The sequence below is a fragment of the Tsukamurella conjunctivitidis genome (assembly GCF_007858475.1).
GTDB lineage: Bacteria > Actinomycetota > Actinomycetes > Mycobacteriales > Mycobacteriaceae > Tsukamurella > Tsukamurella conjunctivitidis.
On sequence record NZ_VIGX01000003.1, the window covers coordinates 162,487 to 189,167 of the forward strand.

The 26,681-nt window shown below is 71.1% G+C and carries 25 protein-coding genes; 13 read left to right on the plus strand and 12 right to left on the minus strand.

Annotated elements, in window-relative coordinates; translation table 11 throughout:
- Window positions 1-5: 5 nt before the first annotated feature.
- Complete coding sequence (gene metF, locus FK530_RS07805; protein WP_223120643.1) at window positions 6-878, minus strand: methylenetetrahydrofolate reductase [NAD(P)H]; 873 nt, start codon at window positions 876-878, stop codon at window positions 6-8.
- A gap of 83 nt (window positions 879-961) precedes the next feature.
- Here metF and FK530_RS07810 point away from each other — a divergent pair, with 83 nt between their 5' ends.
- The 8 genes from FK530_RS07810 to FK530_RS07845 all read left to right on the plus strand — a co-directional run bounded on the left by FK530_RS07810 (window position 962) and on the right by FK530_RS07845 (window position 9,411).
- Window positions 962-2,050 carry a polyprenyl synthetase family protein gene (locus FK530_RS07810; protein ID WP_146486470.1) on the plus strand — a complete coding sequence of 363 codons (1,089 nt, stop codon included), beginning with the start codon at window positions 962-964 and terminating at the stop codon, window positions 2,048-2,050.
- A gap of 107 nt (window positions 2,051-2,157) precedes the next feature.
- Window positions 2,158-3,168: an ABC transporter substrate-binding protein gene (locus FK530_RS07815; protein ID WP_231706538.1), complete on the plus strand. Its 1,011-nt coding sequence runs from the start codon at window positions 2,158-2,160 to the stop codon at window positions 3,166-3,168.
- 116 nt (window positions 3,169-3,284) lie between these two features.
- Window positions 3,285-4,187: an ABC transporter permease gene (locus FK530_RS07820; protein ID WP_205124188.1), complete on the plus strand. Its 903-nt coding sequence runs from the start codon at window positions 3,285-3,287 to the stop codon at window positions 4,185-4,187.
- The gene (locus FK530_RS07825; RefSeq protein ID WP_191834205.1) at window positions 4,174-5,202 is read left to right on the plus strand and encodes an iron chelate uptake ABC transporter family permease subunit; all 1,029 of its coding nucleotides are present in this window, start codon (window positions 4,174-4,176) and stop codon (window positions 5,200-5,202) included. Before FK530_RS07820 ends, FK530_RS07825 begins: the two co-directional genes overlap by 14 nt.
- Window positions 5,199-6,008 carry an iron ABC transporter ATP-binding protein gene (locus FK530_RS07830; RefSeq protein WP_269434151.1) on the plus strand — a complete coding sequence of 270 codons (810 nt, stop codon included), beginning with the start codon at window positions 5,199-5,201 and terminating at the stop codon, window positions 6,006-6,008. The genes FK530_RS07825 and FK530_RS07830 overlap by 4 nt, the downstream gene beginning before the upstream one ends.
- A gap of 63 nt (window positions 6,009-6,071) precedes the next feature.
- Window positions 6,072-7,037 (plus strand): TIGR03564 family F420-dependent LLM class oxidoreductase, encoded by a 966-nt coding sequence (locus FK530_RS07835; protein ID WP_146486471.1) that lies wholly within the window; start codon window positions 6,072-6,074, stop codon window positions 7,035-7,037.
- A gap of 10 nt (window positions 7,038-7,047) precedes the next feature.
- A complete protein-coding gene (locus tag FK530_RS07840; RefSeq protein WP_146486472.1) occupies window positions 7,048-8,559 on the plus strand; it encodes an alpha-(1->6)-mannopyranosyltransferase A in 1,512 nt (503 codons plus the stop codon).
- A gap of 294 nt (window positions 8,560-8,853) precedes the next feature.
- Window positions 8,854-9,411, plus strand: coding sequence for a LysR family transcriptional regulator (locus tag FK530_RS07845; RefSeq protein WP_158645048.1), 558 nt, complete (start codon window positions 8,854-8,856; stop codon window positions 9,409-9,411).
- A gap of 170 nt (window positions 9,412-9,581) precedes the next feature.
- Here the strand turns inward: FK530_RS07845 and FK530_RS07850 are convergent, their stop codons facing one another.
- Window positions 9,582-9,962, minus strand: coding sequence for an Rv2175c family DNA-binding protein (locus FK530_RS07850; protein ID WP_146486474.1), 381 nt, complete (start codon window positions 9,960-9,962; stop codon window positions 9,582-9,584).
- A gap of 97 nt (window positions 9,963-10,059) precedes the next feature.
- Here FK530_RS07850 and pknB point away from each other — a divergent pair, with 97 nt between their 5' ends.
- The 3 genes from pknB to FK530_RS07865 are packed head-to-tail and all read left to right on the plus strand — an operon-like array spanning window position 10,060 to window position 14,177.
- Window positions 10,060-12,243: a Stk1 family PASTA domain-containing Ser/Thr kinase gene (pknB, locus tag FK530_RS07855; RefSeq protein WP_146486475.1), complete on the plus strand. Its 2,184-nt coding sequence runs from the start codon at window positions 10,060-10,062 to the stop codon at window positions 12,241-12,243.
- Window positions 12,244-12,259: 16 nt separating this feature from the next.
- Window positions 12,260-13,027 (plus strand): GTP pyrophosphokinase, encoded by a 768-nt coding sequence (locus FK530_RS07860; protein ID WP_410468461.1) that lies wholly within the window; start codon window positions 12,260-12,262, stop codon window positions 13,025-13,027.
- Between the two features lie 40 nt (window positions 13,028-13,067).
- The gene (locus FK530_RS07865) at window positions 13,068-14,177 is read left to right on the plus strand and encodes a YdcF family protein (RefSeq protein WP_146486476.1); all 1,110 of its coding nucleotides are present in this window, start codon (window positions 13,068-13,070) and stop codon (window positions 14,175-14,177) included.
- Between the two features lies 1 nt (window position 14,178).
- Here FK530_RS07865 and FK530_RS07870 read toward each other — a convergent pair whose 3' ends face one another.
- Window positions 14,179-16,053 (minus strand): acetate--CoA ligase, encoded by a 1,875-nt coding sequence (locus tag FK530_RS07870; RefSeq protein WP_146486477.1) that lies wholly within the window; start codon window positions 16,051-16,053, stop codon window positions 14,179-14,181.
- A gap of 148 nt (window positions 16,054-16,201) precedes the next feature.
- Between FK530_RS07870 and FK530_RS07875 the strand changes: the two genes are divergently transcribed.
- Window positions 16,202-17,188: a hypothetical protein gene (locus FK530_RS07875; protein WP_146486478.1), complete on the plus strand. Its 987-nt coding sequence runs from the start codon at window positions 16,202-16,204 to the stop codon at window positions 17,186-17,188.
- 16 nt (window positions 17,189-17,204) lie between these two features.
- On the opposite strand, the gene FK530_RS07880 is transcribed toward FK530_RS07875, so the two are convergent.
- The 8 genes from FK530_RS07880 to FK530_RS07915 form a co-directional block, all read right to left on the minus strand.
- Window positions 17,205-18,602: a class II 3-deoxy-7-phosphoheptulonate synthase gene (locus FK530_RS07880; protein WP_146486682.1), complete on the minus strand. Its 1,398-nt coding sequence runs from the start codon at window positions 18,600-18,602 to the stop codon at window positions 17,205-17,207.
- A gap of 97 nt (window positions 18,603-18,699) precedes the next feature.
- Complete coding sequence (locus FK530_RS07885) at window positions 18,700-19,176, minus strand: polyadenylate-specific 3'-exoribonuclease AS (protein ID WP_146486479.1); 477 nt, start codon at window positions 19,174-19,176, stop codon at window positions 18,700-18,702.
- A gap of 11 nt (window positions 19,177-19,187) precedes the next feature.
- Entirely contained in the window at window positions 19,188-19,898 is a 711-nt protein-coding gene (locus tag FK530_RS07890; RefSeq protein WP_146486480.1) for a lysophospholipid acyltransferase family protein, read from the minus strand.
- Between the two features lie 76 nt (window positions 19,899-19,974).
- Window positions 19,975-20,925, minus strand: coding sequence for an ROK family protein (locus FK530_RS07895; protein WP_146486481.1), 951 nt, complete (start codon window positions 20,923-20,925; stop codon window positions 19,975-19,977).
- Window positions 20,926-21,393: a hypothetical protein gene (locus FK530_RS07900; RefSeq protein ID WP_146486482.1), complete on the minus strand. Its 468-nt coding sequence runs from the start codon at window positions 21,391-21,393 to the stop codon at window positions 20,926-20,928. It abuts the gene before it with no gap.
- Window positions 21,386-22,612 (minus strand): ArsA family ATPase, encoded by a 1,227-nt coding sequence (locus FK530_RS07905; RefSeq protein WP_146486483.1) that lies wholly within the window; start codon window positions 22,610-22,612, stop codon window positions 21,386-21,388. The genes FK530_RS07900 and FK530_RS07905 overlap by 8 nt, the downstream gene beginning before the upstream one ends.
- Window positions 22,612-23,076, minus strand: coding sequence for an SRPBCC family protein (locus FK530_RS07910; RefSeq protein WP_146486484.1), 465 nt, complete (start codon window positions 23,074-23,076; stop codon window positions 22,612-22,614). The genes FK530_RS07905 and FK530_RS07910 overlap by 1 nt, the downstream gene beginning before the upstream one ends.
- Window positions 23,069-23,470 (minus strand): hypothetical protein, encoded by a 402-nt coding sequence (locus FK530_RS07915; RefSeq protein ID WP_146486485.1) that lies wholly within the window; start codon window positions 23,468-23,470, stop codon window positions 23,069-23,071. The genes FK530_RS07910 and FK530_RS07915 overlap by 8 nt, the downstream gene beginning before the upstream one ends.
- A 123-nt stretch (window positions 23,471-23,593) precedes the next feature.
- Here FK530_RS07915 and FK530_RS07920 point away from each other — a divergent pair, with 123 nt between their 5' ends.
- Window positions 23,594-25,396: an AMP-dependent synthetase/ligase gene (locus FK530_RS07920; RefSeq protein WP_146486486.1), complete on the plus strand. Its 1,803-nt coding sequence runs from the start codon at window positions 23,594-23,596 to the stop codon at window positions 25,394-25,396.
- Window positions 25,397-25,547: 151 nt separating this feature from the next.
- On the opposite strand, the gene FK530_RS07925 is transcribed toward FK530_RS07920, so the two are convergent.
- Window positions 25,548-26,678 carry a glycosyltransferase family 4 protein gene (locus FK530_RS07925; RefSeq protein ID WP_146486487.1) on the minus strand — a complete coding sequence of 377 codons (1,131 nt, stop codon included), beginning with the start codon at window positions 26,676-26,678 and terminating at the stop codon, window positions 25,548-25,550.
- Between the last annotated feature and the right edge of the window lie 3 nt (window positions 26,679-26,681).

Here is a 26,681-nt window from a genome sequence, read left to right on the forward strand (position 1 = left end):
CGGGACTAGACCCCGACCGGCAGCATCCCGAGGTTCTCGAGCACCTCGGACGTGGCCTTGGCGAAGTTGAGCGTGCAGAAGTGCAGCGCCGGGGCGCCCTCGGCGATGAGCCGCTCCCCCATCCGGGTGGCGATCTCGATACCCACGGCCCGCACGGCCGCGCGGTCCTCCTCCGGCCCGTCGCCCGCGGCGGCGCGCAGCTCGTCGCGCATGGCGTCGGGGATCTTCGCGTTCGACAGCTCCGCCATGCGGGAGACCGACTTCAGCGAGGTGATCGGCATGATGCCCGGGATCAGCGGCTTGGCACCCTGCTCGGGGTCGAAGGCGGTGACCTCGTCCCGCAGGCGCAGGTAGTCGTCGACGTCGAAGAACATCTGCGTGATCGAGTAGTCCGCACCCGCCCGCAGCTTGTTCGCGAAGTAGCGCACATCGGACTCGCGGTTCGGCGACCGGTGGTGCCCCTCCGGGAACGAGGCGACGCCCACGTGGAAATCGCCGAGTTCGCGCACCAGCTCGACCACCTCGCAGGCGTACTTGAGGCCCTGTGGATGCCGCACCCAGGGGCCGAGCGGGTCGCCCGGCGGGTCGCCGCGCAGTACGAGCACGTTGCGCACGTCCTGATCGGCGTACGAGCCCATGAGCGCGCGCAGTTCGGAGATGCTGTGGTTCACCGCGGTCAGGTGGGCCACCGGAAGCAGCGTGGTCGACGCGGCGATCTCCCCCGTGACGCGGACCGTGCGATCGCGCGTGGAGCCACCCGCGCCGTAGGTCATCGAGACGAAAGCGGGATCCATCCGTTCGAAGGTGCGGACGGCGCGCCACAGCCGGGCCTCGCCCTCCTCGTCCCGCGGCGGCATGAACTCCACCGAGAACGGCATTCGGCCGCTCGCGCGCACGGCGTCGAGACGGTCGAGTACGGTCCGGCTTTGTTCGGTCACGCTTTCAGAATAGGTTTGCCGGTATGACGCTGCCCGTCGCCCCGCCCCAGACCTCCCTCCAGGACATCGCGGCGGCGGTGCAGCCGGCCCTCGAATCCTTCCTCGACGAGCGCCGTGACCTGGTCGAACCCGTCGGCCCGGTGTTCACCGAGGCGACCACGGGACTCGAGCGCTTCGTTTTGCGCGGCGGTAAGCGTATTAGGCCGGCCTTCGCATGGACGGGGTGGCTCGCGGGCGGCGGGGACGCCGACGGCGACGTCGCGCGGGCCGCCCTGCGGGCCTGTTCCTCGCTGGAGTTCGTGCAGGCGTGCGCGCTGATCCACGACGACATCATCGACGCCTCGCTGACCCGCCGGGGCTTCCCGACCACGCACCGCGAGTTCGCGCAGCTGCACGCCGAGCGCGGCTGGTCGGGCTCGGCGGAGAGATTCGGCGAGGCGACGGCGATCCTCCTCGGCGACCTCGCCCTGGCGTGGGCCGACGACATGTTCCTCGGGGCGGGCCTGGCGCCCGAACGCTACCTGCGCGCGGCCCGCGCGTGGGCGGCGATGCGCACCGAGGTGCTCGGCGGCCAGCTGCTCGACATCGTGAGCGAGGCATCGCGCGACGAGTCGGAGGAGGCCGCGGAGCGCGTGGTGCGGTTCAAGACCGCGGGCTACACCGTGGAGCGCCCGCTGCACGTGGGCGCGGCGCTGGCCGGTGCGTCCGATGCCGCGATCACCGCGCTCCGCGGGATCGGCGTCGACCTGGGCGTCGCCTTCCAGTTGCGGGACGACCTGCTCGGGGCCTTCGGCGACCCCGCCGTCACCGGCAAGCCCTCGGGCGACGACCTCCGCTCGGGCAAGCACACGCCGATGCTCGCGCACGCCCTCGCGACGGGCGGGGACGCCGCGGACGAGCTGCGCGCGCTGGTCGGAACCGAGCTGGACGACGCGGGCGTCGAGCGCGCGCGGGCCGCTCTCCGGGAGACGGGGGCGCCGTCGGCCATGCAGGCGCGGGTGGAGGAGCTGACGGCCCGGGCCACGTCCGCGATCGACGAGGCGCCGATCGCCGACGGTGCCCGGCCCGTCCTGGCCCGGCTCGCAGCGGTGCTGGTCGACCGCGCGGCGTGATCGCGATCTCGGGGGTTAGGCAAACCTAGCCACCTCTGGGTATGGTTCCGTTTACCTAAGCCTCTTTACTGTTGGCTTACGGTGCCCGTCTTGAAGCAAGAACGAGAATGGAGTCACCCCGCATGTTCACCCGCTTCCGCAAGGCCGCTCCCGTGGCCGCCGCGCTGATGGCGACCGGCCTCGTCTTCGCCGGCTGCTCGACCACCAGCGCCGATGAGGACAAGCCCGCCGCGTCCGGTGAGAAGATCACCGTCAGCACCAACAAGGGCGAGGTCCAGGTCCCCAAGAACCCGAAGCGGGTCGTCGTGCTCGACAACACCAGTGCCGAGACCGTCAAGGCCATGGGCGTCACCCCCGTCGCGATTCCCAAGGGCCTGTTCGCGAAGAGCGTCCTGGGCGACTGGATCGGCAACGCGGACATCAAGGACACGGGCACCCATGCGGAGCCGAAGTTCGACGTGATCGAGGACGTCAAGCCGGACCTGATCATCGGCGGCTACCGCTTCGCCAAGGCCGAGGGCGACATCAAGAAGATCGCCGAGAAGACCGGCGCCGCCTTCATCGACATCGCCGCCGAGGACGGCGCGCCCAAGGGCCGCGTCGAGACCATGCGCGACTCGACCATCACCCTGGGCAAGATCTTCGGCAAGGACGATCAGGCCAAGCAGATCGTCGCCGACTTCGACAAGAGCCTCGACGCGGCGAAGGCGCAGGCCACCGGCCAGTCCGTCTTCCTGTCCATCGTCAACGGCGGCAAGATCGACAACGGCGCCAAGCGCATGCAGCCCTTCATCGCCCCGCTGAACCTCAAGGACGTCTTCGCGGGCAACGCCGGCGATCACCACCAGAACTCGGGCCTCACGCCCGAGGCGATCGCGCAGGCCAACCCGCAGTGGGTCATCGTGATGGATCGCGACGCCGCCGTGCCGCCGACAGACGGCAGCAAGCCGCGGACCGCCGCCGAGACCTTCAAGGCGCAGCAGGCGTTCGCCGGAGTCGAGTTCCAGCAGAAGGACCGGATCTTCTACCTGGACAACGATTTCTACATCCGCGAAGGCATCCAGGACTACGGCGAGAACTACGCCGGGCTCGCTGAGGCCATCGCCGCCAAGAAGTGACGGACACCGCCACTGACGCTCCGGCCCAGACGGGTCCCCGGAAGGGGACCCGCCTGGGCCGCGTCGCGCTCCCCCTCCTCGCCGTCGCGTGCGTGGCGCTGCTGTTCGCCTCGCTGATGACCGGCGAGTACCGCATCACCCTCGCCGGCCTCCTGTCCGGCGATGCCGAGATGTGGCGCATGTTCTTCATCTCCCGCGTGCCGCGCACGCTGGCGCTGGTCTTCGCGGGCCTCGCGATGAGCTTCTCCGGCGTGATCATGCAGCGGCTCACCCAGAACCGGTTCGTCGAGCCGACCACCGCCGGCACCGCCGAGTGGGCGGGCCTGGGCGTGCTGCTGTGCATGCTCTACATCCCGGGTGCGTCGCCCATGGTCCGGATGGTCGCCGCCACCGCGACCGCCTTCGTGGGCACGCTCGTCTTCCTGGGCTTCATCTCCCGGATCCGCGCCCGGCGCTCCGCGATCGTCCCGCTGGTGGGCCTCATGCTCGGCGCGGTCGTCAGCGCCATCACCACGTACCTCGCGATCGGCGCCAACCTGCTGCAGGCCGTGGTCAGTTGGCGCTCGGGCGGTTTCGCACACATCGTCCGCGGCTTCTACGAGCCGTTGTGGGCGGTCGCGTTCATCGCCGTCGCGACCTTCCTGCTGGCGAACTACTTCACCATCGCCGGCCTCGGCAAGGACGTCGCCACGTCGCTCGGCCTGCGCTACGGCCTCACGATGGGCATCGGCGTCACCATGGTGGCGCTCGCCTCCGGCGTCACCAGCGTGGTCGTGGGCTTCATCCCGTTCCTCGGGCTCGTCGTCCCCAACATCATCAGCGCGCTGCGCGGCGACGACGTGCGCAGCGGACTGCCCTGGGTGGCGGTGCTGGCCACCGCGCTCATCGTGGGCTGCGATCTGATCGGCCGGGTCGTGGTGCGGCCCATGGAGATCCCCGTGTCGGTGATCATGGGCGTGGTCGGCGCCGTCACCTTCCTCGCGATCCTGCTGACGAGGAGGAACCGTGTCGCTCTCTGAGGCAACCTCGGCACCCGCCCTGGCCGGGCGGACGAGCCGTGTCGGCTGGCGCGCCCGGATGGCGATCGCCGCGACGCTCGCGGCGGCCTGCCTGGCCGTGTACCTGCTCATGCGTACCGGTGCGGACGACGTGCTGCGCTGGGACTTTCAGTTCGGCCTGTCCTTCGAGCGGCGCCTGCGCACCGCCACCGCCATCCTCATCGCCGCGTTCTGCGGCGCCCTGTCGACGGTGCTCTTCCACACCGTCACGCACAACCGGATCCTGACGCCGCAGATCATCGGGCTGGACTCGCTGTACGTGCTGATCCAGACCGTGGGCGTGTACATCGTGGGCGGCCGGTTCGTCGACAACGGGGACTCCGTGCCGCAGTTCGTCGCCCAGACCGCGGCGATGGTGATGTTCGCCGCGGTGCTGTACGGCTGGCTGTTCTCGGGACGGTTCGCGAGCCTGTTTCTGCTGCTCCTCGCGGGCGTCGTGCTGGGTCTCGCCTTCCGCGCCTTCGCCGAGTTCCTGCAGCGCCTGCTCTCCCCCACCGAGTTCGACGCGCTGTCGATCAAGCTCTACGGCCGGCTCACCGCCGTGAACGCCGACCTGCTGCCGATCGCCGGGATCGCCTGTCTCGTGGTCGGCGTCATCGTCTGGCGGCGGCGCCGCGTGCTCGACGTGCTGCTGCTCGGCCGCGATCCCGCGATGGGTCTCGGCGTGAACCACCAGCGCGAGCTCACGCTGGCCCTGGTCCTCATCGCCGTCCTGGTCTCGATCAGCACCGCCCTGGTGGGTCCGATGATGTTCTTCGGCTTCATCATCGCCACGCTCGCCTACCAGCTGGCCGGCGACTGGCGGCACCGCGCGACGCTGCCGATGGCCTTCCTGATCGGCGTGATCATGCTCGCCGGTGGCCAGTTCATCCTGCACAACATCTTCTACGCCAACGGGATGCTCACGGTGATCATCGAGTTCGTCGGCGGAATCCTGTTCCTCGCCATGCTGTTCCGCCGAAGGGGGACCATGTGAACAACAGCGTGAAAGCCACCACCGAGTCGACCGGTACCGTGCCGGCGATCGCGTTCACGGACCTGACCAAGAAGTACGCCGAGACCGTCGTGCTGGGCCCGGTCTCCGGGGAGTTCACCCGGGGCGGCGTCACGGCGCTGGTCGGGCCGAACGGCGCAGGCAAGTCGACGCTGCTCACCATCCTCGGCCGGCTGCTCACGCCGGACTCCGGGACGGCGCTGCTCGAGGGCGTGGAGATCCTGTCCATGAAGCCGACGGAGGTGGCCCGCAGACTCGCGATCCTCCGGCAGGAGAACGGCGTCAACGCCCGCCTGACGGTGCGCGATCTCGTCGCCTTCGGCCGCTTCCCCCACAGCCGCGGCCGGATGACCGCCGACGACGAGCGGCACGTCGACGAGGCCCTGGGCTTCCTGGGATTGACGGAGCTCTCCGACCGGTTCCTCGACGAGCTCTCGGGCGGGCAGCGGCAGCGCGCCTACGTCGCCATGACGCTGGCCCAGGACACCGACGTGATCCTGTTGGACGAGCCGCTCAACAACCTCGACATGCGGCACCAGGTGGGCATGATGCGCCGCCTGCGCCGTGCCGCCGACGAGCTGGGCAAGACGATCATCCTGGTGGTGCACGACCTGAACTTCGCCGCCGCCTACTCGGATCGCATCGTGGCGCTGAAGAACGGCACGATCGCGGCGTCGGGCGCACCGTCGGAGATCATGACCGGCGAGTTGCTCACCGAGATCTTCGAGACCCCCGTCGCCGTGCACGTCCTCGAAGGCGGCCCGGTGGCCGTGTACGCGGGGCTGTAGCGGCCCACGATCACCGAGGGCGCAATCCTGGTGAACATCGTCCGCGGGGAGCACGCTGCGGACATGGTCTCCAGGCTCCCCGTCGACGTCGGCGTCGCGCTGTGGCAGCGCGCGCGGGCCGAGAATCACGTCGCCGACATCGTCGATCAGGCACGCGTCGTCCACGGGCTCGGCGTCCCCGCGGTGTGGTTCGGGCAGCGCCAGGACCACGACGCGACGACGCTCGCGGCCGTCGTCGGCGCGCAGGTCCCCGGGCTGAGTGTCGGCACCTCGGTGGTGCCGCTCGGGCCTCGGCACCCGCTCGTTCTCGCCGGCCAGGCGCAGACCGCGAACGCCGCGAGCGGCGGCCGATTCACGCTCGGCGTCGGGGTCGCGGGACCGGATCGGGACCGTGCGACCTTCGGCGTCGGTGTCGACCGGCCGATCGCCCACCTCCGCGAGGCCCTCACGGTGCTCGACGACTTCCGCGCGGCGGGCGTCGTCGACCACGCCGGCGACCAGGTGACCGCACGGACGGCGGCACCGTCGGCGATCGCGGGAGGGGGCGGCTTCGGCCTGTTGGTGGCCGCACTCGGCGAGCAGTCGCTCCGTGCGGCGGGCGAGCTCGCGGACGGGTCGATCCCCTTCCTCACAGGCCCGCGGACGATCGCGGAGCGCGTCGTCCCCGGCCTCCTGCAGAGCTCGGGCGGTGCGCCCCGCCGGGTGGTGGCGGGCGTCGTGGTCGTGGTCACCGACGACGCCGACCGGGTGCGCGAAGCCGTACGCCCGGCGCTCGACTTCTACGCGACGGTGCCGTCCTACCGGTCGGTGTTCGCGGCGGAGGGCATCGCGCATCCGATCGAGCTCGCCCTCATCGGCGACGAGGAGACCGTCGCGCGGGGGCTGCGCCGGTACGTCGACGCCGGAGCGACCGAGCTGTACGCCACCCAGACCGATCTCGGCGGCCCGGAGGCGCAGCGACGCACCTGGAATCTGCTGGGTGCGCTGACCCGCGACCGAAGCGCGGGACGACGACAGGGGCTTCACTAGACTGGCGGGGATGTCCGGATCAGTTCAGTCCGCGCTGCGCGGCTACAGCACGTTCCTGCGCTCACCCGACGGGCGCCCCGCCCTGCTCGGGCTGCTCGGCGCCGTCCTGACGACGCTGGGCAGTTTCGGCGCGGGCGCGATCCGTGTGCACGACACCACGCTCGAGGCGGTGCACCTGTCGTGGCTGCGCTTCGGACACGGACTGGTGCTCAGCTCGATCCTGTTCTGGACGGGGATCGCGCTACTCGTGATCGCCTGGATCAGGCTCGGCCGCGCCGCGCTCGGAGGGCGCCTGGAGGTCGCGCAGGTCGCGGGCACCGTCGCGCTGTGGATCGCGCCCCTGCTGGTGGCGGTGCCCCTGTACTCGCGCGACGCGTACTCCTACCTCGCGCAGGGCGCGCTGCTGCGCGACGGCTTCGATCCCTACGTCGACGGCCCCGTCGTCAATCCGAACGGGCTGCTCGACGACGTGAGCGGCATCTGGACCACCACGACCGCGCCCTACGGCCCGCTGTTCATCCTCATCGCGAAGTGGATCACCCAGCTGTGCGGCGACAACGTCCTCGCCGGCGTGATCGCGCTGCGCCTGGCCATGCTGCCGGGCATCGCGCTCTCGGTGTGGGGCGTGGCGAAGCTGGCCCGGCACTTCGGCGCGAAGCCGGCGGTGTCGCTGTGGTTCGCGGTGCTCAACCCGCTGGTGATCGTGCACCTGGTGGGCGGCGTGCACAACGAGGCGCTCATGGTGGGGCTCATGGTGGCGGGCATCGCGCTGGTGCTCGACCGGCGGCACCTGTTCGGCGTCGCGGTCATCGTGACCGCCGTCGCCGTGAAGGGCACCGCGGCGATCGCCCTGCCCTTCGTGGTGTGGATCTGGTTCCACCACCGGCGTGCGGCGGACCCGCAGGAATCCGCGGTCAAGGCCTTCGGCACGGTGCTCGCGGCATCGCTGGGAATCTTCGTCGCGCTGTTCGCCGCGTTCACCGTCGTCGCGGGCGTCGGCCTGGGCTGGATGACCGCCCTCGCCGGCTCGATCAAGATCATCAACTACATCACGCTGCCGACCGCGATCGCGCAGATCACGGCGTTCGTCGCCGCACCGTTCACGGACCTGCACCTGGCCCCGATCCTGGTGGTGACGCGCGCCCTCGGCATCGCCCTGCTCGCGATCACCCTGGTGGTGCTGTGGTGGCGGTTCCGGCAGAACGAGCGGCGCAACGTCATGGGCATCCTGCTGGGCCTGCTGGCGGTGTGCGTGCTCTCCCCCGCGTCGCTGCCCTGGTACTACACGTGGCCGCTGGCCGTCGCGGGCGCGTTCACCTGGTCGCGTCGCACCCTGGCGATCATCGCGGGCCTGTCCGTGTGGCTCATGGTGGTCTTCATGCCCACGGGGTCCATCGGCCTGTACTCGCTGTGGAACGTCGCGCTGGCCGTGGCGCTGGGCGCGCTGGCCGGATGGTCACTGCTCGGTCCGGACCCGCTCAAGGTGCGGCCGAAGCTCGGCTTGGCTCCGGCCTCGGTCTGAGCGCGAGCTCCCCCGAGAGCGGGCGGCAGGCGTAGGAACGGACCTGCCCAGCCGGAAGTGGTGCCGTGTCGCTCGGACGAGCAATGCAGTCTCGACATACCGCGAATGCGCAGGTCAGAGCGTCGCGATGGCATGGAGCTATGCGGATTCGGCATGTCGAGCATCGCTCGGCGCTCCGAGCGCGGCACCGTCGGCCCTTCGCGCAGCCCCGCGAGCGCCGGGGCGCCGAACATCCCCGTACCCTTCCGACACGTCGTTTCCCGACATGTCGGTGCCCGGGGCTACCGTCCGGACATGTCGGATATCGAGCGGTTCCGGGTGGTCGCGACGCTGGCCCGCACGCACAGCATGAACCTGGCCGCACGCGCACACGGGATCGCGCAGTCCACGGTGACGCGGTACGTCGCCGTGACCGAGCGTTCGCTGGGATTCGCTGTGTTCGAGCGCGGGCCACGTGGCACCTCGCCGACCCCCGCCGGCCTCCCGGCGCTCGCCATCATCGAGCGGATCGTCGCGGACATTGACGAATTGAACGCGCTGAGCGGGACCGCGCAGCGGTCCGTCACGATCAGCCGTACCGCCGAGATCGGCCTGCCGGACCACCTGGAGGGCAAGGTCACGCGATGGAACCGGGAGCACGAGTTGCAGATCCAGCAGGTTCTGGTCGACGACCCGGTCGCGGCGCTGCGCTCCGGCGAGTCCGATCTCGCCGTCGCCCTGGTGACGGGGCCGCGACTCGAGGGGTTCGAGGCCGTTCCCGTGCGGGTGTGGTCGCGGGGCCGACGGGTCGAACTCCTGAACCGGCCGGACGTGAGGTCGCAGGCCCGCGCAGTTGTCGACCACTTGTCATGAGCCCCGGAGCTATGCGGGTTCGACATATCCTACGCAGCAGAAATGCATCCTGAACTGCACATATCGGGGTATGCAACATCCGCATGCCCTGCACGGAAGAGCACACTCGGCCTCCGGTCCTCGGGAACGCGGAGATCCGCCGCGCCCGCGTCGGCCGGCTCCGGGCGTCGCTAGAACGCCATCGACTGCGCGCGCCGGATCATCTCGCGCGCGGAATCCGTGTGCAACAGCTCGGCCGGGCACTCGCCCAGGTCCTCCTGCGGTTCGAACAGCCAGCGCAGGATCTCGTCGTCGTGGAAGCCCCCGTCGCGGAGCACGACGAGCAGCCCGGCGAAGTGCTTGGCGATGGAGAAACGCCCGTCGACCTCGCCGAAGAACAGCCGTGGGATGTGGAAGTCGCCGCCACGCCGGACGGCGATCAGCTGGCGATCGCGCAACAATTGGAGCACCTTCGACTGCGACACGCCGAGGCCCTTCGCGACGGTCGAGACGCTGTAGGTGGCGGTGCCCTCGGGCAGCAGATCGTCACTGAGATACGGCACGGAGCTCACCGTCACACTGTACCCAGCGCGCGGATTCGGCCCTTCCACCCCCGTGGTCGCTAGGCTGAACTGTCGACACCGCACACATCGAGAGGACCCGGAGAAGGTGAACACCCCGCGCGACCCGCTGATCGGTGCCCGCATCGAGGGCCGCTACCGCATCGATGCGGTGATCGCGCGCGGCGGCATGTCCACCGTCTACATGGGCCTCGACCTGCGGCTCGATCGGCCCATCGCGATCAAGGTGATGGACCCCAAGTACGCGGCCGACGCCCAGTTCGTCTCCCGCTTCGAGTTCGAGGCGCGCGCCGTCGCCAAGCTGAAGGACCCGGGCCTCGTCGCCGTGTACGACCAGGGCGTCGACGGCGACCTGGCCTTCCTGGTGATGGAGCTCGTCACCGGCGGCACGCTGCGCGAGCTGCTCGGCGAGCGCGGCCCGATGCCGCCGCACGCGGTGGCCGCCGTCATGGGCCCCGTGCTCACGGCGCTCGGCACGGCGCACCGCGCCGGCCTGGTGCACCGCGACGTGAAGCCGGAGAACGTCCTGATCTCCGACGGCGGCGAGGTCAAGGTCGCCGACTTCGGGCTCGTCCGCGCCATCGCGGCCGCGTCCGTGACCAGTTCGTCGGTGATCCTCGGCACCGCCGCGTACCTCTCGCCCGAGCAGGTCGAGTCGGGCAACGCCGACGCGCGCTCGGACGTCTACTCCAGCGGCATCCTCGTCTACGAGCTGCTCACCGGCCAGGTGCCCTTCACCGGCGACACCGCGATCTCGCTGGCATACCAGCGTCTGCACAACGACGTGCCGCGGCCCGGCGCCGCGATCGCCGGCGTGCCCCCCGAGTTCGACGAGTTCGTCGCTCGCGCCACCGACCGCGATCCCGCGCGGCGCTACACCGATGGTTTCGCGATGGCCGAGGCGCTCAGCACGATCGCCGAGGATCTGGACCTGCCACCGTTCACGGTGCCGGCGCCCCAGTCGAGCGCCGAGCAGCGCGCCGCCGCCGCCATGTACGCGCAGCGCGGCGAGCCGCTGATCCCCGCGGCGGCGGAGCCCACCGGCGCGCTGATGCCGGGCCAGCCCGTCCCGGGTATGCCCCCGGTGGCGCCGCCGCGCACCGTCGCGCACCCCGCGGTGCCGCCGACGCCGGCCCAGCACCCCACCCGCGCCGAGACGATGCACGAGCCGCTGCCCCCCGAGACCGCGGCGCAGCCGTGGACGCCCCCGCGGAAGAACCGCGCGAAGTCGTGGATCATCGTCGCGCTCATCGCCGTGGTTTCGCTGCTGCTCGCTTTCGGCGGATGGTGGCTGGCATCCGGCCAGTACACGACGGTGCCCAACGTGACGGGCATGGACCGCGCCGCAGCGGAGAAGACCATCACCGACGCGGGCCTGGACGTCGAGCTGGCCGGGACGTACAGCAACGACATCACCGAGGACACGATCACGGGCCTCGACCCGTCCGCGGGCAGCCGGATCAGCAGGTTCGGCACCGTCACCATCCAGTACTCGCGCGGTCGGCCGACGGTTCCGCAGTTCCGTCCCGGCGACAGTCCCGAGAACGTCGAGAGGCAGCTGCGCGACAGCGGCCTCGTGCCGAAACGCGGCCCGGCGCAGTTCAGCCGCGACATCCCGCAGGGCGGCGTCATCGGTCTGTCCCCCACGCCGGGGACGCGCGTCGCCGTCGGCGCGACGGTGACGGTGGTCGCCTCCGCCGGCAATGAGCCCGTCGACATCCCCGACGTGCGCGGCAAGTCCCCCGACGAGGCCACGGCCCTGCTGCGTTCGGCGGGCCTGACGGTGAAGGAGACCAAGCAGCAGTTCGACTCCGGAACCGAGGCCGGGAAGGTCTTCGGCACCGACCCCTCGGGACAGGTGAACAAGGGCGGCAGCGTGACGCTTCTGGTCTCCAACGCCCTGACGGTGCCCGACGTGACCGGCAAGACCGCCGCCGAGGCGCAGCAGCTGCTCCAGCGCGCCGGCCTCGTCGCCGAGCTCACCGGCGAGACGGGGTCCGGATCCGTGGTCACCTCGACGAGCCCGTCGGCGGGCGGCCGCGTCGACCCGGCGAACAAGCGGGTCACCGTCACCATGGCGTCCCGGGTCACCGTGCCGTCGGTGACCGGCATGAACGTCGGCCAGGCCCGTTCCGTCCTGCGCGACGCCGGCCTGCAGGTCAAGGTCAACGGCATCTTCGCCTCGGACAAATCGCAAGTGATCTGGCAGGACCCGGGCGGCGGCTCGCGCGTGCAGGCGGGCTCGACGGTGACCGTCACGGCCCTGCCGTGATCCCCCGGGACCCCTCGTGAGTGACCCCGCACCGCTCGAGCCGGGATTCGTGCCCGACGCCGCGACGCTGGCTCGGGCGCGCCGGATGCGCGACGAGCTGACCCGCTTCCTCATGGAGTACCAGTTCGCGGTGAAAGAGGTGCTCACCAAGGTGACGATCCTCCGCGAGGAGTTCCTGCAACTGCACCGCTACAACCCGATCGAGCACGTCACCTCCCGGATCAAGAAGCCGGAGAGCATCGTCAAGAAGGTCGCGCGCCGGGGCATCGCCCCCGAGCTGCCCCTGATCCGCGAGGCGATCACCGACATCGCCGGCATCCGGATCACCTGCAGCTTCATCGCCGACACCTATCGGATCCTGGACACGATCACCGCGCAGCACGACGTCCGGGTGATCGTGGTCAAGGACTACATCGCGGAGCCCAAGCCCAACGGCTACAAGAGCCTGCACGCGATCATCGAGATCCCCGTCTTCCTCTCCACGGGACCCGTACACGTCCCGGTGGAACTGCAGATCCGCACCATCGCGATGGACTTCTGGGCCAGCTTGGAGCACAAGATCTTCTACAAGTACGACGGTGCCGTCCCCTCGCATCTCCTGGACGAGCTGTCGGCCGCCGCCGCGGTCGCCGAGCAGCTGGACCGGCGGATGGAGCAACTGCACACGCAGGTCCACGGGGTGCGGGACACGGAGGCCGCCCACGACCGCACCGCGGCGGAGACCGAACTCGCGGGCGACGAGCTGCTCGGCCGCCTGCTCAAGCTCGCCCAGCGCGCGGACTGATCCCCGGCGGCACCCCTGCCCGCGCGCTAGCGTGGGCGCCATGAACCGGACCTCCGTCCTCACCCGCGCGATCGCTCTCGCCGCGATCGGCACGATCACGCTCGCCGGCTGCACGTCGAACTCCTCCGACGGTGCGCCGACGTCCACCGCGGCGTCCTCGTCCGCCACGGCCCGCGGGGTCGCGGGGCAGGTGGCCGCGCTGCTCGCGGAGGCGAAGGAGGCGTTCGACTCGCCCACGCGCACCTCCACCGCGGGCAACACCGACAAGACCGTCGACAACATGGCGGTCGTCGAACAGAAGCTGCTCGAGGCCTCCGCGCTCGCCCCGTACCGCGCCGACCTGCTCTTCAGCGCGGCGTCAGCGCGGATCGCGCAGAAGAACGCCCCCGGCGCGGTGGAGCTGTACCGCAAGGTCCTCACCTTCGCGCCCGACGACGACGATGCGCACACCTACCTCGCGGTCTGGAACCGCTTCCTCGGCGACGCCGCCGGCTCCGCCGCGGAGGTCGAGCAGTTGCGCCGGATCGCACCCGACCGGGTCGCCGAGGTGGAGGCGTTGTTCGCCGCCGTCGATCAGGCGGTCGGGTCCGCGATCACTGACTCCTCTCCGCAGATCGCGCCGCCGAACACGGGCATCGTCGTACTCGGTTATGCGCTGAAGAAGGACGGCACGATGGACGCGCCGCTCCTGCAGCGCCTGGAGAAGACCCTCGAGGTCGCCCGTGCCCTGCCCGATGCGCCGATCGTCGTGACCGGCGGCGTCGAACAGGCCGGCAACACCGAGGGCGCGCTGATGAAGAACTGGCTCGTCGAGCGCGGCGTCGACGCGGCGCGGATCACGGACGAGAACTTCGCCCGCACCACCGTCGAGAACGCGCTGTACAGCTCCTACGTGCTGGCCACGAAGCGGGTCGACCACGCGGTCCTGATCAGTTCCGCGAGCCACGTGCGCCGCGGCTCCGTCGACCTGAAGCTGGCCGCGCGGGAGAACCTGCCCGCGACCTTCACCGTGAGTTCCGTGGCGGCCGTGGACAAGCCGCTCGCCGACCTCGCCGTCCCGTCGACCGACGAGCTGCGCAGCATCTACCGCGACGCGCTCAGCACGATCGGTCTGTGGAGCTACCGCAGCGCGCCGCTGCTGCAGCGCTGACTCAGCCCCGCAGCACGCCGCGCAGGTCGTCGAGGACCGCCGGGTTCTCGATGGTCGACGGGACCGCCTCGTCGCGCCCCTCGGCGATGGCGCGCATGCTGCGCCGCAGGATCTTGCCGGAGCGGGTCTTCGGCAGGGCGGCGACGATCGCGACCTCCTTGAGCGCGGCGACGGCGCCGATCGTCTCGCGCACCCGCTGCACGATCTCGGCGCGCACCGCGTCGTGGTCCCAGTCGCCGCCGGCCTTGAGCGCCACCAGGGCCCGCGGCAGCTGCCCCTTGAGCTGATCGGCGACTCCGATCACGGCGCACTCCGCGACGGCCGGGTGGCCGGCGATCGCGGCCTCCAGCGCGCCGGTCGAGAGCCGGTGGCCCGCGACGTTGATCACGTCGTCGGTGCGCCCCATGACGAACAGGTAGCCGTGCTCGTCGAGGTAGCCGCCGTCGCCGGTGAGGTAGTTCCCGGGGAAGGTCGACAGGTACGAGTCCACGTACCGGTGGTCCGCGCCCCACAGCGTCGGCAGCGTGCCGGGCGGCAGCGGCAGCGAGATCACCACCGCGCCTTCCACGCCCGCGGGCACGTCGCGCCCGGCGTCGTCGACGATGCGCACTCCGTATCCGGGAACCGGGACGGTGGCGCTGCCCGGTGCGACCGGCATCGGCTCCACGCCGCGCAGGTTCGCCGCGATGGGCCACCCGGTCTCCGTCTGCCACCAATGGTCGATCACCGGTACGCCGAGCTTCGCGGACGCCCACTCGTAGGTGTCGGGGTCGAGGCGCTCCCCCGCCAGGAACAGCGTCCGCAAGCTGGAGATGTCCGACATCGCAACGAACTCCGCGTCCGGGTCCTCCTTGCGGATCGCGCGGAGCGCCGTCGGGGCGGTGAACAGGTTCTGCACGCCGTGTCGCTCGATCACACGCCAGAAGGCGCCCGCGTCGGGAGTGCCGACGGGCTTGCCCTCGTAGACGACGGTGGTGGCGCCGATCAACAGCGGTGCGTAGACGATGTAGCTGTGACCCACGACCCAGCCCACGTCGGAGGCCGTCCACCACACCTCCCCCGGGTGCGCGTCGTAGATCGCGCGCATCGAGTAGCTCAGGGCCACGGCGTGGCCGCCGTTGTCACGCACCACGCCCTTCGGCTTCCCCGTGGTGCCCGAGGTGTAGAGGATGTACAGCGGGTCGGTGGCCGCGACCGCGACCGGATCCGCGGGCCGCGCCGCTGCCTCGGCAGTGGCCCAATCATGGTCGAGCGGGCCGAGTTCCGCCGTCAGCTGCGGGCGCTGCCACACCACCACGGCGTCCGGCTTCGCCATCGCGCCGTCGATCGCCGCGTGCACGATCGGCAGGTACGGCAGCACCTTGCTGCCCTCGAGCCCGCACGACGCGGTGACGATGACCTTCGGCCGGGCGTCGTCCAGGCGCGCCGCGAGCTCCGGCGCGGCGAAGCCGCCGAAGACCACCGAGTGCACCGCACCGATCCGCGCGCACGCCAGCATCGCGACCACTGCCTCGGTGATCATCGGCAGGTAGATCACCACGCGGTCGCCCTTGGTCACGCCGAGGTCCGCGAGCACGCCGGCGAACCGCGCGACGCGCTCCAGCAGTTGCGCGTAGGTGAGCGTGTGCACTTCGCCCGTGATCGCCGAGTCGTGGATCACCGCCGGCTGATCACCCCGGCCCGCCGCAACGTGCCGGTCGACCGCGTTGACGCAGGTGTTGAGCTGTGCGCCGGGGAACCACCGGTACAGCGGGGCGCCCGCATCGTCGAGCACCGTCGACGGCGGCACGATCCAGTCGATCGCAGCGGCCTGTTCGGACCAGAACCCCTCCGGGTCGGTCATGCTGCGGCGGTACTCGTCGGCGTAGGCACCCATGCTGGCATCGTCTCAGGCCCTGTGCGCCGGGGCGGGGCTTCGCCGTGATTGTGCTGTGCGTCATCGCCGAGGACGGACGCCCGTCACACTCCCTTGTTAGCCTCCACGTCACCCGCACCCGCGGGCCGACGGAGCGGACGGACGCGCGATGGCACAGACGAAGCCGAACCCGGGAGAACGCCCACGGTGCGCGCTCGACACCATGCCCGCCGAGGACCGGCGCGCCATCGAGAGATCGCACTCGGTGCGCTCGCTGCTCACCATCCGGTTCAACGGCGGCGCCGTGGGCATGCTTCTACCGGTGGCGCTCATCGTCGTCGACTTCGCGACGTCCGGGGAGTACTGCGTCCGCGTGCGGGATTCGCTCAGCGCCTACTACCACTCGGGCGCGCGGGACATCTTCGTCATCGGCCTCGGCATCGTGGGTTTCCTGTTGTTCTCGTACAAACGTGATCGGCGGTCGGCCGCGAACACGATGAGTTCGATCGCCGGTATCGCGGCGATCGGTGTCGCTGCCTTCCCCACCCGGCTGCCGGGTCCGATCCCGGCCGGCGAGTGCGGAGTCGGCGCGGCGCCACCGGCCCTCACCGCGCTCCAGGACGCGCTCGGCGAGGACCGGACGGCTCTCGTCCACGTGATCTCGGCGCTCGTAGTCTTCGCGATGTTCGTGCTGATGTGCGTCACGACGGCGCTGCACGACCGGCGGAACCCGTTCCTGCGCCCCGCGGTCGCGGGCTCCGGCAGCTCCGCCTGGCGCCGCCTGCTCGCCCGCGTCTCCAACGGCGCCGACTGGCGGTTCCACCTGGGATGCGCGGTCACGATCGTCCTCGTCGGCGGGCTGTGCCTCCTCGCGTCCGCCACGGACACCGTCCTCCCGCTGCACCTCGGCCCGCTGTGGGTGGCCGAAGTGGCCGGGATCCTCGCCTTCTCGGCCTCGTGGTTCGTCAAGGGCCTCGACGACATGTTCTTCCGCCGCGAGCCGTGGTCACGGCGCGAGGTCTCCGACATCCGGATGGCGATCGCGAAGGGCGAGACCCTCCGCATCGCACCGTGCGCGATGCCGGAGCCCGCGGACGCCGCCGAGGATGCGAGGGCCGCCGATCCCGGCGTCACGGAGATCCGCTACACCGTGTGACCGGCGCCGCTCCTCCTCAGCCGCGCAGCATCTCCGCGACGAGGAAGGCCAGCTCGAGGCTCTGCTGCGTGTTCAGCCGCGGGTCGCACGCGGTCTCGTAGCGGCCCGCGAGGTCGGCGTCGGAGATGTCCTGCGCGCCGCCGAGGCACTCGGTCACGTTCTCACCGGTGAGCTCGACGTGCACGCCGCCCGGGTGCGAGCCGATCGCGCGATGCACCTCGAAGAAGCCCTGCACCTCGTCGACGATGCGATCGAAGTGGCGGGTCTTGTAGCCCGTCGAGGACTCATGGGTGTTGCCGTGCATCGGATCGCACTGCCAGATCACCTTGTGGCCCGTCGCCTCGACGGCCTCGACGATCGGCGGCAGGGCGGTCCGCACGTTGCCGTTGCCCATGCGCGAGATCAGGGTGAGCCGGCCCGGCTTGTTGTGCGGGTCGAGCCGCTCGACGTACTCCACCGCCTGTGCGGGCGTGGTCGTCGGGCCGATCTTGACGCCGATCGGATTGTTGATCAGCTCCATGAAGGCGATGTGGGCACCGTCGAGCTGGCGCGTGCGCTCCCCGATCCACAGGAAGTGCGCCGACAGGTTGTAGAGCACCTGCTGCGCCTCGGGATCGTCGGGGTTGTCGGCCAGGCGCAGCAGGCCGCGCTCGTAGTCGAGGACCAGCGCCTCGTGGCTCGAGTAGATGGTGGCCGACTTGAGGTTCCGATCCTCCACGCCGCACGCCGCCATGAATCGCAGGCCACCGTCGATCTCGGCGGCGAGGGCCTCGTAGCGGGCCCCGGCAGGCGAGTTCGCGACGAACTCGCGGTTCCACTCGTGCACCTTGTGCAGGTCGGCCATGCCGGAGCCGGTCACGGCGCGCACCAGGTTCATGGCGGCGCTCGCGTTCGCGTAGGCGCGGATCAGGCGCGACGGGTCGTGCTTGCGGACGGCCTCCTCGGGCGGGAAGCCGTTGACCATGTCGCCCCGGTAGCTCGTCAGGCCCAGGGCGTCGGTGTCCGAGGAGCGCGGCTTGGCGTACTGCCCCGCGATCCGGGCGACCTTGACCACGGGCATCGACGCGCCGTAGGTGAGCGCGACGGCCATCTGCAGCAGGGTGCGGATGTTCGCCGCGATGTGCGGCTCGGTGTTGTCGACGAAGGTCTCGGCGCAGTCGCCGCCCTGCAACAGGAAGGCGCGTCCCAGCGCGACCTCGGCCAACTGCTCCTGCAGCGACTGGATCTCGGGGGCGACCGTGATCGGGGGCACCGACTCCAGCACGGTGCGCATCGCGTCCGCCTGCTCCCGAGGCCAACTCGGCTGCTGCAGCGCGGGCCTCGCCAGCGCGTCGTCGAGGCGCTCACGCAGGTCACCCGGCAGCGCCGGGAGCTTGGGGAGAGTATCGATGGGGACGTCGACGGTCCAGTTCACTGCCACGTGAGAAAGATTACGCCGACGGGACGCGGCGGAATCACGAGGGCGGACACCACCTCATCCCGAGGGCGGACGCCGCCGAATCGCCAGGGCGCTAGGCGCCCGTGATCGCCCGGTACTTGGCGAGGTTGTGGCGCGCGTCCGCAAGGGCGTCGTGCGCGTCGGCGGGCGCCGCCGGCAGGTACGGCCGGCCGCGCTCGTCCCACAGTTGCTTGAGTTCGCGGGTGAACCGCGGCATCGAGCGCGGCAGCGCCGTCATCGGCCCCCACAACTGGCACAGCGCGACGTGGTCGTAGGCAGCTACCCACGCCCACAGCTCGATGTCGCCGGGACCGGCCGTCAGGAAGTCGAGCACCCCGTCCCGGATCGCGGCCCGCGACTGCCACGCCCTGCTCGCGGGCGGCGGCAGCTTGGGCAGCACGTTGGCGCGCACCCACGGCCCGGCCCGCTCCGGATCGAACTCGGTGGAGACGGCGTAGAACTCACGCCCGTCCTCGCCGACGATGCCGATCGAGACCAGGTCGATGACCCTTCCGTCCTCGATGAATTCCAGGTCGTAGAAGTACTTCACGGGGGTCGACGCTACGCGGCGCCGGCCTCGCGCTCCTCGCCCGGCACGACCACACCGTCCTTGACGTCCTGCGCGTAGACGTCCACGTAGGCCTGACCCGACAGCTTCATCAGCTCGTACATGACCTCATCGGTGATGGCGCGTTCGATGAACCGGTTGCCCGACATGCCCTCGAACCGGGAGAAGTCCAGCGGCTTCCCGATCCGGATCTGCACCCGGGTGGGGTGCGGCAGCGTGGAGCCGGGCGGGTTGAACTTCTCGGTATCGACCATCGCGACGGGGATGATCGGGGCGCCCGTCTCCAGCGCCATGCGGGCCATGCCCGTCTTGCCCTTGTAGAGGCGGCCGTCGGGGCTGCGAGTGCCCTCGGGGTAGAGGCCCAGGAGCTGACCGTCCTTCAAAGCGCCCACGCCCGCGTTGAGCGCGTCCTGCGCCGCGTTGGCGCTGCCGCGGACGATGGGGATGCAGCCGACGGAGGAGAAGAACCACTTCTTGAAGGCGCCCTTGGCACCCTTTCCGGTGAAGTACTCGCTCTTCGCCAGGAACTTGATCGGTCGGGGCACCATGAGCGGCAGGAAGAACGAGTCCATCACCGCGAGGTGGTTACTCGCGAGGATCGCCGGGCCGTCCTCGGGCAGGTTCTCGACGCCGACCACGCGCGGGCGCCCCAGCAGTCGAAGTACGGGTCCGATCAGGACCCATTTGAAGACCATCCACCACATGTGACCAGCTCCCGATCCGCGCCCCTGACGTGCTCCACCCCACTCTACCGCCGTGTGCACGCCCGGTGCCGGGCGATCAGGCGCGCACCGCGTCCCGTGCGAGGGCCGCGGCGCCGAGCATGCCCGCGCGCTCCCCGAGCTCGGTGGCGCGGATGCGGGCCTTGCGCCGGTACTTCCCGCCGGTGAGCTGCTGCGCGTACTGGTCGCGGGCGTCGTCGAGGAAGAGCCGTGACGAGGCGCCCACGCCGCCGGACAGGACGATGAGGTCGGGGTCGAAGACGTCACTGACCATGGCCAGGCCCACGCCGAGCCAGCGCGCGAGCTCTCCCACGGCCTCCTGTGCCACGGGATCGCCGGCCTCGGCGGCGGCCGCGACCTTGCGGCCGGTCAGCGAACCCGGATCGTCGGCGAGTTCCCGGGCGAGCAGCACGCCGCGTGAGCCCTTGGGTCCCATCAGGTCGATCGCGGTCTCCACGAGTGCGGTACCGCTGCAGTAGCGCTCCCAGCAGCCGCGCTTGCCGCAGTCGCACGGCCGACCGTCGGGCACCACCTGCAGGTGGCCGAGCTCCGGGGCGACCCCGTAGGCGCCGCGGTAGAGCTCCCCGTCGACCAGCAGGCCCGCACCGATGCCGGTGCCGAGTGCGACCACGCACGTCACCTTCGACTGCCGGGCCGGGCCGTGGACGAACTCGGCCCAGGCGGCGGAGTTCGCGTCGTGCTCCATGATCACGGGCAGGCCGATGCGCTGCGACATCTCGGCGGGCACGGCGGTATCGCGCCAGGGCAGGTGCGGCGCGAAGGCGACGCGCTGCCGGGCGGGGTCGAGGAAGCCCGCCACGGCGAGCCCGACGGCCTTCACGTCGTGGTCGACGCACAGTTCCTGCACCACCCGGTCGAGGCAGCGTTCGAGCGCGGCGGCACTGCGGGGCGTCTCGGCCCGGGCCGTGTCGACGACCGTGCCGTCGTCCGTCACGACGCCCGCGCGGACCGAGGTGCCGCCGATGTCGATACCGATGGTCAGCGTCATTTAAGGAAGGTCCTCCCCGGGGCCCGAGAGTCGGATGTCGATGCGTTCGTAGCCGCCGGTCTGCGACGGGGCCGCGTCGTGCGGGGCGGGCTCGGAGGCACCGGGCTCCGCGGGGTCCTCGGAGGCCGCGGGCTCCGGCGCCGCGCGGCCCACCGTGCTGAGGTAGTCGGCGGCGACGGCCGCCGCGGCGATCCGCGCGCTGCCCAGTAGTTCCTCGGCGAGCCGCAGCAGGTCGGCGAGGACCTCGTCCGCGAAGTGCCCGAAGGACTTCGACGCCTCGGCGGCGAAGGGCTCGATGTGCCGGGCGACGGCACCGCCGAGCGCGCAGAGCCGGCAGGCGCCGGGGTCGCCCTCGGGGTGCGCCGAATGCTCGGCGAGGGCGGCGGCGATCCACGGACGGGCGGTCTCGAACAGGCGCGCCGCCGAGGTGAGGAACTCCTCGGAGGGATCGGGGGTGGGATCAGCCACGGGGCCACACCTCCGGATCGGGGACGAAGGTCACGCGCAACTCCCCTTCCTCGTACGTGGCGCCCGCAACGATGCAGCGGCGCAACACCGACGGTAGCCGGATCCGGCGCCGAACACCCTGGGCTTCGATGACGACGTCCTCGTCGACCCGGCCGAGCCCGATCGTGGTGGGGTCGACCAGCGGCAGCGCGACCGACCACTCGTACCGCGCGTCGAGGCCCGCGCCGCCGTTCGGGCGGATGTCCGGCACGGGCACGGTCGCGGGTCCCGCGTCGAGGATCGCCGCGGCGTCCCAGGCGAGCGCCGCCGCGGCGGCGGGCGTCAGGACGGGATCCGCCGCCTCGGCCGCCTCGATGACGGGGCGGTCGAGCAGCGCCGCCACCTCGGCGAGCGCCTCCCGGGTGTCGTCCTGCGCGGCGACCCGCGCGCCGACGAGCCGCACCGCCGGGTGGGGCAGGTCCAGCGCGAACCTGCCGTCGACCTCGATCAGCCGGTTGAGCACGAGCGCCACCGGGCGCAGGCCCAGGACCTCGAGCGCGGCCAGCTCGTCCCGCGCGCGGGCCGCCCGTCCCCCGTCGCCCGTGACGACGTGCACCAGTTCGAGCGCCGAGCGGTCGGCGACGAAGGCGGCGAGCCGGTCGGCGAGGCCGGCCACGGGCTCGGCCAGCAACAGTGCGGCGAGCGAGCCTCCGGCCGGTCCGGCGGCCGCGCCCGACAGCCGGATGTGCCGCGGCCACACCCGCTCGAGGTACGCCGCCAGCGAAGCGGGGGCGGTGAGCAGGGAGACGAGGCCGTCGAACGCCGGGCCGTCGACGACGACGGTGCGGTACGCGCCCGACTCCGTGTGCCCGCTGATCGCGCGGAGAACGAGGACGTGCTCCGCATCCGCGAGCCCGGTCAGCTCGGGCGGCTCGAGCGCGAAGGGATCGAAGCCGGAACCGCCGGCGTCGCCGTCCCCGGCGAGGCCCCGGCCGGCACGGACGGTGGCGGACAGTCCCTCCCACCACTGCGCGAGCAGTTCGACGGGGTTGAGGTGCACGTGGTCGAACGGCCCCGTACCGTCCGCCAGGAGCGGATCGACGGCCCGGCCGACCGTGACGAGCAGGGTGCGCCCCCGGCCGGCGGCCCGGGCCGCCAGCGCTGTCGCCAGAGTCGTCCGTCCCGCTCCCCCGGCTCCGGACACCAGCAGCAGGCGGGTCGCGGTGCCCTCCCCGGACATCAGGATTCGGCCGCCGACTCGCCCTCGACGTGGCGCTTGAGCTCCTTGAGTGCGGTGTCGGTGATCGCCTTCTCCGCCTTGCGGCGGAGCATCCCGAGCATGGGGATCTGCAGGGTCACCTCGAGCGTGTACGTGACGGTCGTGCCGGCACCGTCGGCGGTCGGTGTCAGGTCGTACCGGCCGTGCTGCGTGCTCTGCAGCGTGCTCGCCGCGAGGTCCCACTCGACCGAGCGGCCACCGGGAGCCCAGCGGTACTCGAGTTCGTAGGTGTCCCGGAGGAATCCCTCCTCCAGCACGAAGCGCACGCGCCGGGGCAGTCCGTCCGGCGTCGACTCGAGGACGGTGACCTCGCGCGCCGCGGAGACCCACTCGGGATAACGGTCGAACGCGGAGATCGCGGCCATGATGCGCTCCGGCGCCGCCGCGATGACGATGGATTCGCGGGTGCGGTCCGCGTCAGACACGCTCCACCTCCCCGGCGGCGGGCGCGGCCGGGCCGCCCAACACCCTGCCGTCCTCCGCCGTGAACTTCACGTCGAACATGACGTCGTGCCCGCGGACCCGGCGCTCACGGACGTCGGCCACGACCTGCTCGGGCGTCATGGGCGTGGTCGGCTCGGCGTGCAGGAAGTAGTGCAGCAGACTGCCGTCGAGATGAGGCTCGATCCAGAACTCCGAGGTCCCGGTGACCGGACCGTCGACCTTCCACCGGATTCCGAGGTCGCCCCGGTCCTCGGTGACGGTCAGTCGCAGGTCGGGGAACCAGCCGCGCCACCGCTGCGCGCCCGCCATCGCGGCGGCCACGGCACTCGGGTGGGCGGCGACGAAGGCGACGTCGGCCACTTGGATGGTGCTCACCTCCTAAGCTTCACACATCCGGCCGCGAGGCGGACGATCACCGGGTCGGTTCGGGCCCGGAACGCGCCTCGAGCAGCGGTGTAAGGTTCACCACAACACCACCGTTTGCGACCCGGAGGATTCGTGCGCGAGATCAGCGTTCCCGCCAACTACACCATCGACCCCTCGGCCTCCACGGTCGACGTCGTCTTCGATGTGGCCCGCACGGACCCGGACAGTGTCCGGATCAAGCGACTGGTCGCGGGTACCTGGGAACCGGTGACCTCGAAGCAGTACGAACAGGAGATCCTGGGCGTCGCGAAGGGCCTGGTGGCCCAGGGGGTCAAGCCGGGCGACCGAGTCGCGCTGGTCTCGTCGACCCGGTACGAGTGGCCGCTCATCGACTTCGCGATCTGGGCCGTCGGCGCCGTCACCGTGCCCGTCTACGAGACCAGCTCCTCGGGGCAGATCGACTGGATCCTCGAGGATTCCGATGCCGTCCTGATGATCATCGAGGGGCCCAAGCAGGCCGCGGAGATCGCCGAACTGAAGGACCTGCACAAGGTGCAGCGCGTCCTGCAGATCGAGCCGAAGGACGGGGAGAAGGGCGCCGTCGAGACGCTCACCGCCGAGGGCGCCGGGGTGACCGACGAGCAGGTGCACGCCGGCCGCGCGGAGGTGAAGGCCGACGACCTCGCCACGCTGATCTACACCTCGGGCACCACAGGCCGGCCCAAGGGCTGCGAGCTCATGCACTCGAACCTCATGAGCGAGGCCGAGGCCATCCTCGCCTCGCCCTTCGGCGACGCGATCCGCGGCGGCTCGAACGTCATGTTCCTTCCGCTGGCGCACGTTCTGGCCCGCGCCGTGAACATCGCCTGCTTCAAGGGCGGCGCCGTGGTCGGCCACTTCAACGACACCAAGAACCTGGTGCCGCAGTTCTCGATCTTCCAGCCGACGCTGATCCTCTCGGTGCCGCGCGTCTTCGAGAAGGTCTTCGTCTCCGCGCAGCAGAGCGCCGTCGACGGCGGCAAGGGCAAGATCTTCGACGCCGCCGTGCAGACGGCCATCGAGTACAGCCAGGCACAGGACTCGGGCGGCGCCGGACTCATCCTCAAGGCCAAGCACGCATTGTTCGACAAGCTGGTCTACGGCAAGCTCAAGGCCGCGCTCGGCGGGAACTGCAAGGTGGCGATCTCGGGCGGCGCCCCCCTGGGCGCGCGCCTCGGTCACTTCTTCCGCGGCGTCGGCATCACCGTGATGGAGGGCTACGGCCTCACCGAGACCACCGCTGCCATCACCGTGAACGTGGCGGGAGCGCAGAAGATCGGCACCGTCGGACGGCCGCTGGCCGGGCAGGCCGCGAAGATCGCCGAGGACGGTGAGATCCTGCTCAAGGGCTCCGTGGTCTTCCGCGGCTACTGGCGCAACGAGGAGGCCACCAAGGCCTCGCTCGAAGACGGCTGGTTCCACACCGGCGATCTGGGGTCGATCGACGACGACGGCTTCCTGTCGATCACCGGCCGCAAGAAGGAGCTCATCGTCACGGCGGGCGGCAAGAACGTCTCCCCCGCCGGCCTCGAGGACGCGCTGCGCAGCAACCCGCTGATCTCGCAGGCCATGGTCGTGGGCGACGCACAGCCCTTCATCGCCGCGCTCGTCACCATCGATCCCGAGGCGTTCCCGCAGTGGAAGGCCGCGAACGGCAAGCCCGAGGCGGCCACCGTCTCCGAGTTGCGCAACGACCCCGACCTGCTGGCCGAGATCGACAAGGCCGTGGCCGCGGCGAACGAGACGGTCTCCAAGGCCGAGGCCATCAAGAAGGTGCGCATCCTCCCCGAGGACTTCTCCGAGGAGACCGGCGAGATGACACCGACCATGAAGGTCAAGCGCAACGTCGTGACGCAGAAGTACGCGGACGACATCGCCGAGATCTACGCCAAGTAGCCCCCCCAACGTCGAACCGCCGCACCGGACTCCGGTGCGGCGGTTTTCGTTTCTCCAGCCCGACGGTGCGCCCGCTGCCCACCTTCGGTGCGTGTCGGCGGCGACACGCAGACGCGCCGTCGCCGGATTCCACCGAGGATCGCGCCGCGGCTCAGTACGGGTTGAGGAGGGTCTGGAGGCGGTGGCCGAGGCGACGCCAGTCGAAGTGCTCGGCGACGAGTTCGCGCCCGCGGGCGCCCATCTTCGCGGCGCGGTCGGGGTCCGCCAGCACACCGGCCACGGCGTCCGCGATGGCCTCGACGTCGCGCCCGGGCACGACGTGCCCCGACTCGCCCTCCCAGACGGTCTCGGGCGCGCCGCCGGAATCGCCCGCCACGACGGGTTTCCCGGTCGCGGAGGCCTCGAGGAAGACGATGCCGAGCCCCTCCACGTCGAGGCCCGCGCCGCGGGTGCGGCAGGGCATCGCGAAGACGTCGCCCAGGTTGTGGTGCGCGGCGAGCTCGTCGAACGGGACCGTTCCGGTGAAGATCACCTGCTCCTCGACGCCGACCTGCCGCACCAGCTTGTGCAGCGTCTCGGCGTAGGGCCCGCCGCCCACGATCACCAGCTTCGCTCCCGGAACCCGGGACCGGATCCGCGGCAGGGCGCGGATCAGCATGTCCTGCCCCTTGCGCGGCACCAGCCGCGAGAGGCACAGGATCACGGGCTCGTCGGCGCCGAGCCCGTACCGCGCCCGCAGTTCGGCGCGGGCGACCTCGTCGGGCTTGAAGACCTCGGTGTCGACGCCGGGCGGGAGGTGCTCCAGCGCCGCGCGCGGACCGAAGGCCGCGGCGAACCTCCCGCGGGTGTACTTGCTGACGTAGGTGGTGACGTCCGTGGTGTCGCCGATGCGGCGCAGGCAGGCACGCGAGGGCGGGAGCATCGACCAGCCGACCTCGTGGCCGTGGGTGGAGGCGACGGTGCGCAGTGCGCCGGCGTCCTTGAGCGGGGCGCCGAGCAGCGCCAGCGGCGCGGCGGCACCGAACCAGACGGTCTCGATGTCGCGGGCGCGCACCAGATCCCGGGCGCGGGAGAAGGCATCGGGTGTGGGCAGCAGCAGCGTGGTCGGATGACGGACCACCTCGAAGGGCTGCGCGGCGTCGTACTCCTCGCTACCGCGCCACCGGGAGGCGTACACGACGAGTTCGTCGGCGGGCAGCTGCCGAACGAACGCCTGGAGGTAGGTCTGGATGCCGCCGGGGCGGGGCGGGAAGTCGTTGGTGACCAGCAGCGTGCGCGGCATGGT